This window comes from Alistipes sp. An31A (assembly GCF_002159425.1).
Classification (GTDB): domain Bacteria; phylum Bacteroidota; class Bacteroidia; order Bacteroidales; family Rikenellaceae; genus Alistipes; species Alistipes excrementigallinarum.
Genome location: NZ_NFIO01000002.1, coordinates 180466 through 195075, shown reverse-complemented (window position 1 = coordinate 195075; position 14610 = coordinate 180466). Strand labels below are relative to the sequence as shown.

The 14610-nt window shown below is 62.1% G+C and carries 10 protein-coding genes; 6 read left to right on the top strand and 4 right to left on the bottom strand.

The annotated features are described in order from the left end of the window. Positions 1-313: 313 nt before the first annotated feature. The gene (locus tag B5F90_RS02780) at positions 314-2464 is read right to left on the bottom strand and encodes a S9 family peptidase (RefSeq protein WP_087360952.1); all 2151 of its coding nucleotides are present in this window, start codon (positions 2462-2464) and stop codon (positions 314-316) included. A 67-nt stretch (positions 2465-2531) separates the two neighbouring features. Between B5F90_RS02780 and B5F90_RS02775 the strand changes: the two genes are divergently transcribed. Continuing rightward, on the top strand, positions 2532-3128 hold the full coding sequence (locus B5F90_RS02775; RefSeq protein WP_087360950.1) for an NUDIX domain-containing protein: 597 nt from the start codon (positions 2532-2534) through the stop codon (positions 3126-3128). 204 nt (positions 3129-3332) lie between these two features. Here B5F90_RS02775 and B5F90_RS02770 read toward each other — a convergent pair whose 3' ends face one another. The 3 genes from B5F90_RS02770 to B5F90_RS02760 form a co-directional block, all read right to left on the bottom strand. Next, positions 3333-3749: an SRPBCC domain-containing protein gene (locus B5F90_RS02770; protein ID WP_087360949.1), complete on the bottom strand. Its 417-nt coding sequence runs from the start codon at positions 3747-3749 to the stop codon at positions 3333-3335. A 352-nt stretch (positions 3750-4101) separates the two neighbouring features. Beyond that, positions 4102-4518 (bottom strand): tRNA (adenosine(37)-N6)-threonylcarbamoyltransferase complex ATPase subunit type 1 TsaE, encoded by a 417-nt coding sequence (gene tsaE / locus B5F90_RS02765; RefSeq protein ID WP_087361277.1) that lies wholly within the window; start codon positions 4516-4518, stop codon positions 4102-4104. A gap of 174 nt (positions 4519-4692) precedes the next feature. Then, entirely contained in the window at positions 4693-6243 is a 1551-nt protein-coding gene (locus B5F90_RS02760) for a response regulator (RefSeq protein ID WP_087360947.1), read from the bottom strand. A gap of 569 nt (positions 6244-6812) precedes the next feature. On the opposite strand from B5F90_RS02760, the gene B5F90_RS02755 reads away from it, so the two are divergent. From B5F90_RS02755 to B5F90_RS02735, 5 genes are all read left to right on the top strand, one after another. Beyond that, positions 6813-7085 carry an HU family DNA-binding protein gene (locus tag B5F90_RS02755; protein ID WP_087360945.1) on the top strand — a complete coding sequence of 91 codons (273 nt, stop codon included), beginning with the start codon at positions 6813-6815 and terminating at the stop codon, positions 7083-7085. Between the two features lie 412 nt (positions 7086-7497). Then, positions 7498-9060, top strand: a complete 1563-nt coding sequence (locus B5F90_RS02750) for an Rne/Rng family ribonuclease (RefSeq protein ID WP_087360943.1) — start codon at positions 7498-7500, stop codon at positions 9058-9060. An 87-nt stretch (positions 9061-9147) separates the two neighbouring features. Further along, positions 9148-12477, top strand: coding sequence for a transcription-repair coupling factor (gene mfd, locus B5F90_RS02745; protein ID WP_087360941.1), 3330 nt, complete (start codon positions 9148-9150; stop codon positions 12475-12477). Next, on the top strand, positions 12474-13286 hold the full coding sequence (locus B5F90_RS02740) for a type III pantothenate kinase (protein WP_087360939.1): 813 nt from the start codon (positions 12474-12476) through the stop codon (positions 13284-13286). Before mfd ends, B5F90_RS02740 begins: the two co-directional genes overlap by 4 nt. After that, the gene (locus B5F90_RS02735; protein ID WP_204229523.1) at positions 13198-14598 is read left to right on the top strand and encodes a hypothetical protein; all 1401 of its coding nucleotides are present in this window, start codon (positions 13198-13200) and stop codon (positions 14596-14598) included. Before B5F90_RS02740 ends, B5F90_RS02735 begins: the two co-directional genes overlap by 89 nt. Positions 14599-14610 lie beyond the last annotated feature (12 nt).

The window sequence follows — 14610 nt, the reverse complement described above, 5'->3', positions numbered from 1 at the left end:
CAGAAAAGCCCTCCTTTCGGACACTCTTTTTAGCCCGATGGTCCAATATTGTTCGTTTTGGCATGCGGGGGCTTTGCTCCGTCTGCCCGGCTTTATTCCACCCCGTTCGTTCCCGCCACCGTTTCGTTTCGTTCGCCCCGTCACGTTTGTCCCGTCCGCCTCGTCCCGCCTCTCTGCCGCGCTCCGTTGTTCCGACTCCGGCGTTCGGCTGCGGCATCTGACAGCCGTCTCTGAATCGGCCGCAAAAAAGGCCCGCCCCTCGCGGGACAGGCCTTGTTCGGTTGCCGCAACCGGTTCGTACCGGCCGCCGGCTCTATTGCTGCTGCTTGACGTACTTGTCGAGCCAGCCGAAGAATTCGCGGTTCCAGACCATCGAGTTCTGGGGCTTGAAGACCTGGTGCGCCTCATCCTCGAACTCGACGAGCCGGGCCGGAACCCCCTGCAGACGTGCGGCGGTGAAGGCCTCGAGCGACTGCGTGTAGGGGATGCGGAAGTCGTATTCGCCCGTGATGATGAGAATCGGCGTGTCCCACTTGCTGACGAACTTGTGGGGCGAGTTGGCGTAGGAGCGCTGCGCCGTGGCGTTCGACTTCTCCCAGTAGGCGCCTCCGTAGTCGTTGTTGACGAACCACAGCTCTTCGGTCTCGCCGTACATCGAGTCGAAGTCGAAGATGCCGCAGTGGGCGATGAAGGCCTTGAAGCGGTGCTCGTGGCAGCCGGCCAGGAAGTAGACCGAATAGCCGCCGTACGAGGCGCCCACGCAGCCCATGCGCGTCTCATCGGCCCACGGCTCGCGTGCCACGTCGTCGATGGCAGCCAGATAGTCGCGGATGTTCTGTCCCGAGTAGTCGCCCGAAATCTGGTCGAGCCACTCCTGTCCGAACGAGGGTACGCCGCGGCGGTTGGGCGCCACGACGATGTAGCCCCGGGCGGCCATCAGCTGGAAGTTCCAGCGGTAGCTCCAGCCGTTCGAGACGACGCTCTGCGGGCCGCCCTCGCAGTAGAGCAGCACGGGATACTTCTTCGCGGGGTCGAAGTCGGGCGGGAGGATGACCCACGTGAGCATCTGTTTGCCGTCGGTGGTCTTCACCCAGCGCTTCTGCACCTCGCCCATGCGGATGTGGTCGTAGATGTCGCGGTTGATTTCCGAAATCTGAGTGAGCGAACCGTCCGAGAGGCTCACCTCGAAGAACTCGGGGGCCGACGAGATGGTGGCACGCTCGGCCACCGCGCGGCCGCCGCCCGTCGAGAAGGACGTCAGGTCGTGGTCGCCCCGCGTGAGCACCTCCACGGGCGAGTGCCCCTCGTCGGTGAGCCGCACACGGCAAATCTGGTGCGTCGCCTCGATGGGCGCCACGAAGAGCAGCGTCGAGGCATCCTCCCAGACGACGTTCTGGGCGTTGTAGTCGAACTCGGTGGTGAGGTCCGTCATGGCGCCCGTCGTGGTATCGTAGAGGAAGAGCCGCGCCTTGTCCGACTCGTTGCCGGCACGCCGCTGCGAGAGGAAGGCGATGTAGCGGTCGTCGGGCGACCAGACGGGATACTTGTCGTAGCCCGGGAGCTCGTTCGACTGGATGGTCAGCCCGCCGGGATAGTTGACGCTGTCCGGCTTGCAGATGTTCTGCGTCGTGCCCGAGGCCAGGTCGTAGACGAAGATGTCCGAGTCGGTCGAAACGGCGTAGCGCATGCCCGTCAGCGGCTTGCAGGTGTAGGCGAGCCGGGTGCCGGCGTTGTTCCACGCAATCTCGGCCATGTCGAAGTAGGGGGCCAGCGGGGCGTCCCACGCCGCCTCGGCGTCGAGGATGTCGACACCCTCGGAGGCCTTGCCGCCGGCGAGCTCACCCACGAAGATGTGGCGGTAGCTCCCCTCGTCCCAGTAGTCCCAGTGGCGGGCCATCAGGTCGTCGTAGATGCGTGCCTTCGACTTGGGCATGTCGCGGTGCACGTCGGAGGAGCGGCGGTCGGCCACCTGCACCTGCTGCACCCACCAGATGTGCTGCTCGTCGGGGCTGATGCCGAAGCCCTCGACGGCGGGAGCTCCCTCCTGCAGCCCGGTCACCTGACGGGCGTTCGAGCCGTCGGCATCCATCACCCATACCTGCGACGAGCCGCTGCGCTCCGAGAGGAAGTAAATCCGGCTGCCGTCGGCATTCCAGCGCGGCGAGGAGCCCTCTGCAAGGCACTTGACCTGCTTCGAATCCATCTCTTCGACGTAGAGCGAGGTCGTGCCCCGGTTCTCGGCCATGTCGTACACGGTCTGGGCATAGAGCAGCCGCGTGCCGTCGGGCGAGAGCGACGAGGAGCCCGCGCGTTTCATTTTCCACATCACCTCGGGGGTGAGAATGCCCGCCTCGATTTCTTCGGGCGTGAGGGCGTTGTCGGTGGCCGCGCTTTGCGACGCCTGCTGGTCGCAACCGCTCAGGCCGATTGCTGCGACGACTGTCATGAGGAGCAATTTTTTCATTTCCTTACGGTTTCCTGATTGATTGAGTTTGAAATAAAATTTCTATTTTTGTGTCAAAATTCCTGCAATGACGCGAACGCTTTTCTTTGCGGACAAGTCCGTACTTTTTGCCGGCGAGCTCCCCGTGGGGGCCTCGTGCGACGTGATTCTGGAAAAGGGAACGGCCGTTTCACGTGCCAAGATACTGAAAATTCTCGAAACGAACAACAGCGTGGCCATCCTTTCGGACGACCCCGAGGGGGCTTTTCTCCGCTTTGCCGAGGAGTTCCTTCCGGTCGAGGCGGCGGGCGGCATTGCGGTGAACGGCCGCGGCGAGTGGCTGATGATTCACCGCAACGGGCGCTGGGACCTGCCCAAGGGGCACCTGGAGCCCTACGAGGAGCTGCCCGACTGCGCCGTGCGCGAGGTGGCCGAGGAGACGGGTGTCCGCTGCGAGGTGGTGCGGCCGCTCTGCCGGACCTACCACGCCTACAACCTCTACGGCAAGTGGGAGCTCAAGCGCACCTCGTGGTACGAGCTGCACGCACTCGACGGCGGCACCCCTTCGCCCCAGACCGAGGAGGGCATCGACCGCGTGGCGTGGTGCAATGCCGCCGAGGCGGAGCTTCATCTGCGCGACTCCTTCCCGACGATTCGCTGCGTGGCCCGCGCCATGAGAGGGTAGTGCACCGGCCCGGTGCGCTGCTGGCATGTTGCTGCCGGTGCCCGGTACCCCGACTGCCCAGGTACTTTAGTTGCCCGCCGCCGCGGCGTCAGACTTCAACATACAACGAGCGGTCCGCTCCCCAGTCGGGAGCGGACCGCTCGTTTTGTAACGACTCCTGCGACAGCCTCCTCGTTGAGGCCGATGCCGCGGCCGGGGCGGGGCTCAGAACTGCGGCGCGCTGTTCATGGCGCGGGCGATGCCCTCGGCAATCTGGTCGATGGCACCCTGCAGCTTCGAGCCAATCATCATTCGCATCATCATGTTGAGCTCGATGTGGAGCACCAGACGCATGCGGGTGTCGTTCTCGGCGACCGGATGCAGCTGAATCCAGAAGGCGAAGTCCATCGGCACGCCGCCGTCGTCGCCCACAATCTTCACTTTTTTCGGCGCCTCGCGCTCGGCCATGCGGAGCTTCACGGTGAAGCCCTTGGCCTTGAACGAACAGGTGTCTTCGGTGGCCTGCCACTCCTCGACCCGGTCGGCCAGGGCGGGGGTGAGGTTGTCGAAACGGCTGATGACGGCGTAAATCTGCTCCGCGGGGCGGAGAATCTGATGCTGTTTGGAGATGTATTCCTGCATGGATAGGTGTGTGTTGTAAGGTTCTGTTTTGCTCGTTTGCGGGCCGAATGGTTTCGTCTGCGGCCCGAATCGGCGGCAAATATACAAAAAGGCGGCTGCAGCGCCAAGCGAAAATGTACTTTTCCGGAGAGCGCACGGCGGCCCGCCGTAGAGGGACGGCCGTTGCCGCCTGCCGCGTGGCTGCACCACGCCTTCGGGAGGGCAATGCACCGGCGTAGGAGCGGCAAGCGAAACAGAGCGGCGGACCCGCGATGGGGCCCGCCGTCATGGGGTGCAGGGTGCATGCGGCACAGCAAGGTGCGCCGCGCTGAGCGAAAGCCGGAGCTGTGGAGGTCGGGGCTGCCGCTCCGCGTCAGTCGATTTCGAAGGTGCGGCTCTGGTCGTCGTCGACCGTGATGCGCACGTTCATCGTATCTTCGGGCAGCAGCGACTCGATTTTCTCGGGCCACTCCACCAGACAGAGGTCCCCCGAATAGAAGTACTCCTCGTAGCCGAAGTCGTAGGCTTCGCGGATGTCGTTGATGCGGTAGAAGTCGAAGTGGAAGATGCGCTTGCCCGAGGGAACCGAGTACTGGTTGATGATGGCGAAGGTGGGGCTGGTCACCGTATCCTCCGAACCCAGGCGGGCGACGATTTCGCGGATGAGGGTGGTCTTGCCGGCACCCATGCCGCCGCGGAAGGCGACCACGCGGCGGCGTCCGAGCATCTCGATGACGGCGTCGGCTACCTCGCCCAGGTCCTCCTGCGAGGTGATGTGAATGGTTTTCATCATTATCTTTTGCGTATGTGTTGTCTGTTGCTAATATGTTGCCGGCCTGTTGCGTTTGCCGGTTTCCGGTCCGTGGCGCACCCCTCCGTACGCCTCTTTCGGCCGCCCTGCCGGCTCGGGCCTCCCGTTTCCGGTTCCCGGCCTTGTTTCCGGCTCCCGCTTCCGGCCGGGCGTCTACAGCTTGGGCCTCAGCACGATGTAGGGGACAATCATCTCCTCCATCGAGATGCCGCCGTGCTGGAACGTGTTGCGGTAGTAGCGGATGTGGCGGTTGGCGTCGTTGTTGTAGACCAAAAAGTCGCTGTTGTAGGCGAAGATGTAGCTCGAGGTGAGGTTGCTCGACGGCAGCTGGATATCCTCCGGACGCTGCACCTCGTATACCTCGCGCGAGTTGTAGGCCAGGTTGCGCCCCGTCTTGTAGCGCAGGTTGGCCGACGTTTCGCGGTCGCCCGTCACCTTTACCGGATTGTCGACGCGGATGGTGCCGTGATCCGAGGTGATGATGACCGTGTGCCGGCGCTCGGCCAGCAGCTTGAGCATGGTGAAGATGTCCGAGTGCTCGAACCACGAACGGGTGAGCGAACGGAATGCCGCCTCATCCTCGGTCAGCTCGCGGATGATGTCCGTCTCGGTGCGGGCGTGCGAGAGGATGTCGAGGAAGTTGTAGACGATGACCGAAAAGTCGGCGTCGTAGACCTTCTGGATGTTGTCCACCAGCTTGCGCCCCTGCTCGGGACGGACCAGCTTGTCGAACGACAGCTTCCAGTTCTTGCCGTTGCGCGTCATCAGCCGGCGCAGGAACTCCTCCTCGTACTGGTTCTTGCCCCCCTCCTCGTTGTCGTTGAGCCACTTGTCGGGCATCAGCTTGTCGATGGCGAACGGCATCAGACCGGCGAAAATCGCGTTGCGCGCATACTGGGTCGCCGTGGGGAGAATCGCGCAGTAGAAGTCGTCGAGCACCACGTCGTAGTAGCCGCGCAGCAGCGACGAAATCGACCGCCACTGGTCGTAGCGGAAGTTGTCGATGAGCATCAGCGTCGTCTTGGGGTGTTCGTCCACCACGGGGAAGATGTTCGTGCGCATGAGCATGTGCGACATGACGGGCGACTGCTCGTCGCGGCGGTTAATCCAGTTGTAGTAGTTGCGGCGGACGAACTTCGAGAACTCCTGGTTGGCTTCGCTCTTCTGGTAGGTGAGCACCTCCCTGATGCTCTGGTCGCTTGACTCCGAGAGCTCGATTTCCCAGGTGGTCAGCTTGCGGTAGAGCGAGCACCAGTCGGCGAACGAGTCGGCCATCTGCAGCTGCGAGGAGATGCGGCCGAACTCGGAACGGTAGTCGGCCGTCGTCTGTTCGGTGACCAGCTGCTGCGAGTGGACGTTCTTCTTGATGGAGAGGAGCACCTGGTTGGGGTTGACCGGCTTGATGAGGTAGTCGGCGATTTTCGAGCCGATGGCCTTGTTCATGATGTTCTCCTCCTCGCTCTTGGTAACCATGATGACGGGCGTGGTGGGGCGCACCTCCTTGATTTTGGGAAGCGTCTCGAGCCCCGTCATGCCGGGCATCATCTCGTCCAGGATGATAAGGTCGTAGGAGCCTTCGGCAGCCATGTCGATGGCGTCGTAACCGTTGTTGCAGGTGTCGACCTCGTAGCCTTTCTGCTTGAGAAAGAGCACGTGGGGCTTGAGCAGCTCCACTTCGTCGTCGACCCAGAGTATCTTGACCATAGTTCGTTCGGTTAGGGATTACAAAAATAGCGATATTTACCATATTAACGCAAAAACCGCGCTATTTATTGAGTCCCCGTCCGGAGAAAGGGGCCTTGTGCCTTCCGGGCGGTGTTCGGGCGCTGCGGGGGATTGTCCGGCCGCCGGGATGGCCGTGCAGACGGCGGCTTTCCTTTCGGCGCTCAAATTTCCTTTCGATATCTTTTCTCGGCGGCGTGCTGCCTTTTTCGGTGCGTGCGCATGGAGGGCGTTCCGCCGGAGCGGGCGAACGACCGGACGGAGCGGGTTGCGGCCAAGGATGGCGCCAATCTGCCTGGTGGCGCAGCAATGAGTTGTGAAATAGAAGGTTGCATGCCGATGCGGACTCTTCCCGAAAGGCGCGAGTGGAGTCGTTTCCGGCAGCGGTCATTTTTTTGCCCGATATTTGCTATTCCGCTGTCTTGCTGGTATCTGGCTGCCGAAACGAAAAAAATGAAAAAAAATGGCGGTTTGTTGGCAGATACATAAATTAAATGTATATTTGCAGTCTGAAAACCTGTAAGGGACTTAATTTTAATATCATAAGAAATATGACCAAGGCAGATATCGTAAGCGAAATCGCTAAGAGCACCGGCGTTGAGAAGGTGCAGGTACAGGCAATCGTCGAGGCTTTCATGGAGAGCATCAAGACTTCGCTGACCAATAATAATAATGTATACCTGCGCGGTTTCGGCAGCTTCATCGTCAAGAAGCGCGCAACGAAGGTGGCCCGCAACATCTCGAAGAACACCACCATCACCATTCCCGAGCACAACATTCCTGCTTTCAAGCCCGCAAAGAGCTTCGCAGCGAAGGTGAAATAACAAATTAATCCAAGAACCTCTTAAATTTTAAGCACTATGCCGAACGGAAAGAAGCATAAGCGTCACAAGATGGCCACGCACAAGCGTAAGAAGCGTCTGCGCAAGAACCGCCACAAGAAAAAGTAGGGTAGCACCTTTGTGCTAAACGATAGATAAAGCTAAAGGGGCCCCGGGCTCTTTTAGCTTTACCTGTTTTTTCTGCTGAGGCATCTCCCCGTGCGAGGGATGTAATCCGAAAGAGCCGTTGCGGTTCGGCTCGCAATGAAACCGCACGCGGAGCCCTTCCGTCGATTCCACCATTGCTGTACGGGCTCCCGACGTCTTTGGAGTCCGCCGCCGCTCCATGCACCAAGCGCGGCCCCATACTCATTTCACCCACAGCGTCCGGCACCCGGGCGCGAATACGATATACATGAACAAGGAACTAATCGTTAACGTTAACCCGACGGAGATATCCATTGCCCTGTGCGAGGACAAGGTGCTGGTCGAGCTCAACAAGGAGCAGTGCCAGACGGGCTTCGCCGTAGGCGACATCTATCTGGGACGGGTGCGTAAAATCATGCCGGGTCTCAACGCGGCATTCGTCAACATAGGGCACGAAAAGGATGCCTTCATCCACTACCTCGACCTGGGAACGCAGTTCCCCTCGCTCCAGAAGATGGTCGAATCGCAGCAGCCCGGCAAGCGGGGGCTGCGCACCGAGACGATGAAACTCGAGCCGGCGCTCGACAAGAACGGCAAAATCTCGAGCTATCTGCAGGTCGGACAGAGCATCATGGTCCAGGTGGCCAAGGAGGCCATCTCGACCAAGGGTCCGCGTCTGACGTCGGACATCTCGCTGGCTGGCCGCAACGTGGTGCTGGTCCCCTTCTCGTCGAAGGTCTTCCTCTCGCAGAAAATCCGCTCGGCCGACGAAAAGAAGCGCCTGAAGCGGATTGCCGCCGCCGTGCTGCCCAAGAACTTCGGCGTCATCATCCGTACGGCGGCCATGGAGGCCAAGGATGAGGACATCGAACACGACATCCAGACGCAGATTGACCGCTGGCGCAAGACCGTGGCGGCCATCCGCAAGAATGCGGAGTCGGTTCCGGCCCAGCTCATGAGCGAGATGAGCCGAGCCAACACGATTATCCGCGATTCGCTTAACGACTCCTTCTCGCAGATTGCCGTCGACGACGAGGCGATGTACAACGAGATTCGCAACTACATCAAGCTCATCGACCCCTCGATGGTGAAAATCGTCAAGCTCTACAAGGGCAACGTGCCGATTTTCGACAACTTCGACATCTCGAAGCAAATCAAGTCGCTCTTTGCCAAGTATGTCTCGCTGCGGCGCGGCGCCTACCTCATCATCGAGCATACGGAGGCGATGAACGTCATCGACGTCAACTCGGGCAACCGTACCAAGGCCGAGGACAACCAGGAACAGACGGCCATGGATGTCAATCTGGCGGCCGCCAAGGAGATTGCCCGCCAGCTGCGCCTGCGCGACCTGGGCGGCATCGTCATCATCGACTTCATCGACCTGCACAAGGCGCAGAACCGCCAGGCGCTCTACGACGAGATGGTCAAGCTCATGGCCACCGACAAGGCCAAGCATACGGTGCTGCCGCTCACCAAGTTCGGACTGATGCAAATCACGCGTCAGCGTGTGCGTCCGGTAGCCGTCGAGAGCGTCTCGGACGTCTGCCCCACCTGCAACGGTACGGGCAAAATCGAGCCCACGGTGCTGCTGGACAAGAAAATCGAGAATCAGATTTCGTTCCTCACGCTCGACCGCGGCCACAAGTACATCAAGCTGGTGGTGAGCCCCTACGTGGCCTCCTACCTGCGCAAGGGACTCTGGTCGCTGCGCCGCCGCTGGGAGTGGAAATACAAGGCGCGCATCCGCGTGGTCGAGGACCAGAGCATCGGCATCATCGAGGTCCACTACCACGACCGCAAGGACAACGACCTGATTAACATCAACAAGTGAGCCGACCGAAGCGACCGTCAGGCCGGGCGCCAAAAACCGTCGGGCCGGGCACCGAAATCGGAATTGTCTAACCCATAACCGTTCGGAATGCTTCCGAGTCAGCAACTGGCGCAATTTGTCGCCGATTCAAAACAGCTCGAGGCCCTGTGCCGCGAGCTCGGACGCCGGGGCGCCACCGTCCACCTGAAGGAGCTGGTCGGCGGGGCGCTCTCGTTCTATGCCGCCGCGGCCATCGCCCGCTGCGGGGGGCTCCACATCTTCGTGGCCGAGGACCGCGACGCGGCGGCCTACCTGCTCAACGACTTCTACAACCTGCTCGACGAGTCGCGCATCTGTTTCTTCCCCTCCTCCTACAAGCGCTCCATCGCCTACGGCGGCGAGGATGCCCAGGGGGTGGTGCAGCGTACGGCCGCTCTGGCGGCCCTCCGTGCGCACGACGACGGATATACGGTGGTGTGCACCTATCCCGAGGCGCTGGCCGAGCGGGTGGCCGACGCCGAGACGCTCCGCCGCGATACGATTCGCGTGGCGGTGGGTGACCGCACCTCGCCCGAGGTGCTGGTCGACGCCCTGGTCGACGCCGGATTCGAGAAGGTCGACTTCGTCTACGAGCCGGGCCAGTACTCGCTGCGCGGCGGCATCGTCGACGTCTTCTCCTTTGCCGAGAGCAAACCCTACCGCGTGGACTTCTTCGGCGACGAGGTCGACTCGATTCGCCGCTTCGAAATCTCGAGCCAGCTCTCCTCCGACAAGCTCGACCACATCGAGATTCTCCCTGACCTCACGGCTGCGACCTCTCCGTCGGAGCGCGTCTCGCTGGCCCGCTTCGCTGGTGAGGAGGCCACCTTCTGGTTCTTCGACGCCGATTTCGTGCTGCGCCGCATCAACGACCTGCGCCGCAAGGTGGTGGCCGACCTCGACGACCCGAAGCGCATCGACTCGCTGCTGACTAGCCGCAACGGCCTGCTGTCGGACATCGGCGGCGGCTGCATCTTCATGCTGCGCGACAACCTGAAGGAGCGCCCGGCCGATGCCGAGGTGCTCTTCTCGACGGCGCCGCAGCCCGCCTTCAACAAGAACTTCGCCCTGCTGGCCGACGACATGATTCGCAACGGCCTGCGCGGCTACGAGACCTACATCCTCTCGGAGAACCGCGCCCAGATGGAGCGCCTGAGCAACATCTTTCACCAGATTGGCCGCGGGCAGGTGGTCGTGCGCCCTCTGGCGCTGACGCTTCACGAGGGCTTCGTCGACAACGACCTGAAGCTCTGCCTCTACACCGACCACCAGATTTTCGACCGCTACCAGCGCTACCGCATCAACGGCGAAATCAAGCGCGACGAGCAGATGACCATCGCCGAGCTCAACCAGCTGCGCCCGGGCGACTACGTGGTGCACATCGACCACGGCGTGGGGCGCTTCGACGGACTGGTGAAAATCACCGAGAACGGCAAGACGCACGAGGCCATCAAGCTGGTCTACAAGGATGGCGACGTGCTCTTCGTCAACGTCCACTCGCTCCACCGCATCTCGCGCTACAAGTCGGGCGACGGCGAGCCGCCCAAGGTCTACAAGCTGGGGACCGGCGCCTGGCAGAAGCTCAAGAATGCGGCCAAGAAGGCCGTCAAGGATATCTCGCGCGAGCTCATCGCGCTGTATGCCAAGCGCAAGGCCTCGAAGGGCTTCGCCTTCTCGCCCGACAGCTACCTCCAGCACGAGCTCGAGGCGTCGTTCCGCTGGGAGGATACCCCCGACCAGCAGGCCGCCACGGCCGCCGTCAAGCGGGACATGGAGTCCGACCAGCCGATGGACCGCCTCGTCTGCGGCGACGTGGGCTTCGGCAAGACCGAGGTGGCCATCCGCGCCGCCTTCAAGGCGGCGACCGACGGCAAGCAGGTGGCCGTGCTGGTGCCGACGACCATCCTCGCGCTGCAGCACTACCGCTCCTTTTCGGAGCGTCTGCGCGACTTCCCGGTGCGCATCGAGTACCTCAACCGGACCAAGACGGCCAAGGAGGTGGCCCAAATCCGCGAGGAGCTCGCCGCCGGCCGCATCGACATCCTTATCGGCACGCACAAGATGCTCGGCAAGCAGATTCGCTTCAAGGACCTCGGACTGCTGATTATCGACGAGGAGCAGAAGTTCGGCGTGGCGGCCAAGGAGAAGCTCACGCAGATGAGCGTTTCGGTCGACACGCTGACGCTCACGGCCACCCCCATTCCGCGTACGCTGCAGTTCTCGCTCATGGGGTCGCGCGACCTGTCGGTCATCTCGACGCCGCCGCCCAACCGCCAGCCGATTGTCACCGAGACGCATGTCTTCTCGGAGGAGATTGTGCGCGACGCCATCGAGGCCGAACTCGCCCGCGGCGGCCAGGTCTACTTCGTCCACAACCGTGTGGAGGACCTGCCGACGCTGCAGGGGCTCATCACGCGCCTCTGCCCCAAGGCCCGTGTCGGCGTGGGCCACGGCAAGATGCCGGCCGAGCAGCTCGAAAAGCTCATCATGGACTTCATCTACGGGGAGTTCGACGTGCTGCTGTCGACCTCCATCGTCGAGAACGGCATCGACATCCCCAACGCCAACACCATCATCGTCAACAACGCGCAGCACTTCGGCCTGAGCGACCTGCACCAGCTGCGCGGCCGCGTGGGGCGCAGCAACCGCAAGGCCTACTGCTACCTGCTCACCCCGGCCGAGGAGCTTCTGACGCCCGACGCGCGGCGCCGCCTCAGAGCCATCGAGGAGTTCTCGGACCTGGGTTCGGGCTTCAACATCGCCATGCAGGACCTCGACATCCGCGGTGCGGGCAACCTGCTGGGTGCCGAGCAGAGCGGCTTCATCGCCGACATCGGCTTCGAAACCTACCAGAAAATCATGAACGAGGCCATCGCCGAGCTGCGTGCCGAGGGGCTGCAGGTTCCGGCGCTGAGCGAGGCCGAGCAGAAGGTCGTCGGACGGATGGGCTTCATCGACGACGCCCACATCGAAATCGACGTCGAGGCGGGGCTCCCCGACACCTACGTCAGCCAGCAGGCCGAGCGTCTGAAGCTCTACCGCGAACTCGACTCGACGAAGGACGAGGCGGAGCTCGAGGCCTTCGAGAACCGTCTGGTCGACCGCTTCGGTCCGCTGCCCCACGCCGCGCGCGAGCTGCTCAATGTCGTGCGGCTGCGCTGGGAGGCCATCCGCCTGGGTATGGAGCGTGTCAAGGTGAAGAACGGACTGATGATTGTGCAGTTCGTCGGCGAGGAGAATTCGCCCTTCTACAAGAGCGACGTCTTCATGGAGCTGCTTCGCCGTGTGACCCAGCAACCGGCCCGATTTGTACTCAAGCAGCACAATAATCGGCTGGCGATGACCGTTAGAAATGTCAAAGACGTCGAGGAGGCGTGGAAAACCCTGCAGCAGCTGTGAATCTGATTGTCGACATAGGGAACACGCTCACCAAGACGGCCCTCTTCGATGCGGAGGGCTTCGAGACGGAGGCACCCGTGGTGGAGTTCTCGGCCGGGTGGGTCGACGCTCTGCTGCAGCGCCGGCCGCAGATTGAGCGGGCCATCGTCGCCTCGACGCGGGGCGAGGAGGTGCGCCGCCGCACCGTCGAACTGCTTCGGCGGCGCATCGGCCGCGTGGTGGAGTTCACGCCCGAGGTGCCCGTGCCGCTGGGCAACGACTATGCCACACCCCGTACGCTGGGCAGCGACCGGCTGGCCGCCGCCGTAGCCGCCAACGGGCTCTATCCGGGCCGCAACGTGCTGATTGTCGATTTCGGCACGGCGGTCACCATCGATTTGGTGACGGCCGACAACACCTATCGCGGCGGAAACATCGCTCCGGGCATGCAGATGCGCTTCCGTGCGCTGCACGACTGTACGGCCAGTCTGCCCCTGTGCGGGGCGTGCGACGAGCCGGTGCTGCTCGGACGCTCGACCGTCGAGGCCATCCAGGCGGGGGTGCTCCAGGGCATGCTTTTCGAAATCGAGGGCTACATCGCCCGCCTGCAGGGCCGTTGCGCGGACCTCTGCGTGATTTTTACGGGTGGCGACGCGAAATACTTTGCGAAACGGATTAAAAATACGATATTTGCAGACTGTAATTTGGTCTTTCGCGGATTGAACAGAATTTTAGAGTACAATGCAAGTGAAGAAAACCCTATTCTGCCTGGCCGTTGCGGCGTCAGCCCTCATCCCGGCAAGCCTTTCGGCCCAGACGAGCAGCATTAACGCCTTCTCTCCCTATACAATGTACGGAATCGGCGAGCTCAACACGCAGGGAACGCTGCCGACCCGTTCGATGGGTGGTGTGGGTGTCGCCATGCGGAATTCGGGGGTTATGAATCTGCTCAATCCCGCCTCCTACAGCGTGACGCCGCAGAAGAGCGTCCTCTTCGACTTCGGAGTCGAGGGGCAGAACTACTACAACGCGCAGACGGCCGAAGGGGCCACCAAGCGCACGGCCTACAATACGTTCAACTTCCACGACATCGCCTTCCAGCTCCCGCTGGCCAAGAAGCTCGGCCTGGGCTTCAGCCTGACGCCCTACAGCTCAGTGGGCTACCGCGTGAAGTACAACCAGACCTACGGCGGTCCCGAGGATGACCCCATCTGGGGCAACGTGGGCCGCATCCAGTACCAGTACCAGGGCGAGGGCGACGTGACGGAGGTCAAGCTGGGCGTGGGCTGGGAGGTGGTCAAGAACCTCTCGGTGGGCATCGCCGTCCAGTACTACTGGGGCGATATCGACCGCACGTTCGTCATGACGCCGCAGGCCATCACGGGCGACGGCAACTTCTCGTCGACCGTCGGCACGGACAACTACAGCATCTCGTCGTTCAAGGGGCAGCTCGGCGTGCAGTGGAACGCCATCATCGACCGCAAGCGGCTGCTCACGGTGGGCGCCACCTACGACTTCGGCGGCGACCTCAACCCCACGGTGACCAAGAGCATCTATGTGGGCGACCTCTACAATACCACCATCAAGGGCGATACGACCCACCTGGCGCTGGTGCTGCCGCGTCAGCTGGCCGTGGGCGTCTACTACCAGACCTCGAAGTGGGCCATGGGCGTCGACTACGTCTATCAGAACTGGGGCGGCCGCAACGGCAATGTCGAGCATACGGGCGTGACCCCCGAGACGGCGCCCGACGGAAGCACCGTGATGAGGTCGTACGAGGTGGCCTATACCGATACGCATACCGTCAAGCTGGGCGTGGAGTACACCCCCAACCGCTACGACATCCGCAACTTCTTCAAGCGGTGGGCCTATCGGCTGGGCCTGCGTTACGGTACCTACCATCAGACCTTCGGCGGACAGCGCCTCGACCAGATGGCCGTGACGTTCGGCGTGGGCGTTCCGGTCAAGTACCGCGCCTTCTCGTCGATTGACGTGGGCGTGGAGTACGGCATGCGCGGTTTCAACGTCGCGGAGCGTCTGGGTCTCGTGCGCCAGCAGTACATCAAGTTCTCCATCGGATTCACCCTCTTCGCCGGCGCCGAGAACAACGAATACTGGTTCCTCCGTCCGAAGTATGATTAACCTCTGAAAATT

What these genes read in the sequence shown, in the direction of transcription:
- B5F90_RS02780 (WP_087360952.1), bottom strand. Translation starts at nt 2,464, where the DNA reads ATGAAAAAATTGCTCCTCATGACAGTCGTCGCAGCAATCGGCCTGAGC.
- B5F90_RS02775 (WP_087360950.1), top strand. Translation starts at nt 2,532, where the DNA reads ATGACGCGAACGCTTTTCTTTGCGGACAAGTCCGTACTTTTTGCCGGC.
- B5F90_RS02770 (WP_087360949.1), bottom strand. Translation starts at nt 3,749, where the DNA reads ATGCAGGAATACATCTCCAAACAGCATCAGATTCTCCGCCCCGCGGAG.
- tsaE (WP_087361277.1), bottom strand. Translation starts at nt 4,518, where the DNA reads ATGAAAACCATTCACATCACCTCGCAGGAGGACCTGGGCGAGGTAGCC.
- B5F90_RS02760 (WP_087360947.1), bottom strand. Translation starts at nt 6,243, where the DNA reads ATGGTCAAGATACTCTGGGTCGACGACGAAGTGGAGCTGCTCAAGCCC.
- B5F90_RS02755 (WP_087360945.1), top strand. Translation starts at nt 6,813, where the DNA reads ATGACCAAGGCAGATATCGTAAGCGAAATCGCTAAGAGCACCGGCGTT.
- B5F90_RS02750 (WP_087360943.1), top strand. Translation starts at nt 7,498, where the DNA reads ATGAACAAGGAACTAATCGTTAACGTTAACCCGACGGAGATATCCATT.
- mfd (WP_087360941.1), top strand. Translation starts at nt 9,148, where the DNA reads ATGCTTCCGAGTCAGCAACTGGCGCAATTTGTCGCCGATTCAAAACAG.
- B5F90_RS02735 (WP_204229523.1), top strand. Translation starts at nt 13,198, where the DNA reads ATGCAAGTGAAGAAAACCCTATTCTGCCTGGCCGTTGCGGCGTCAGCC.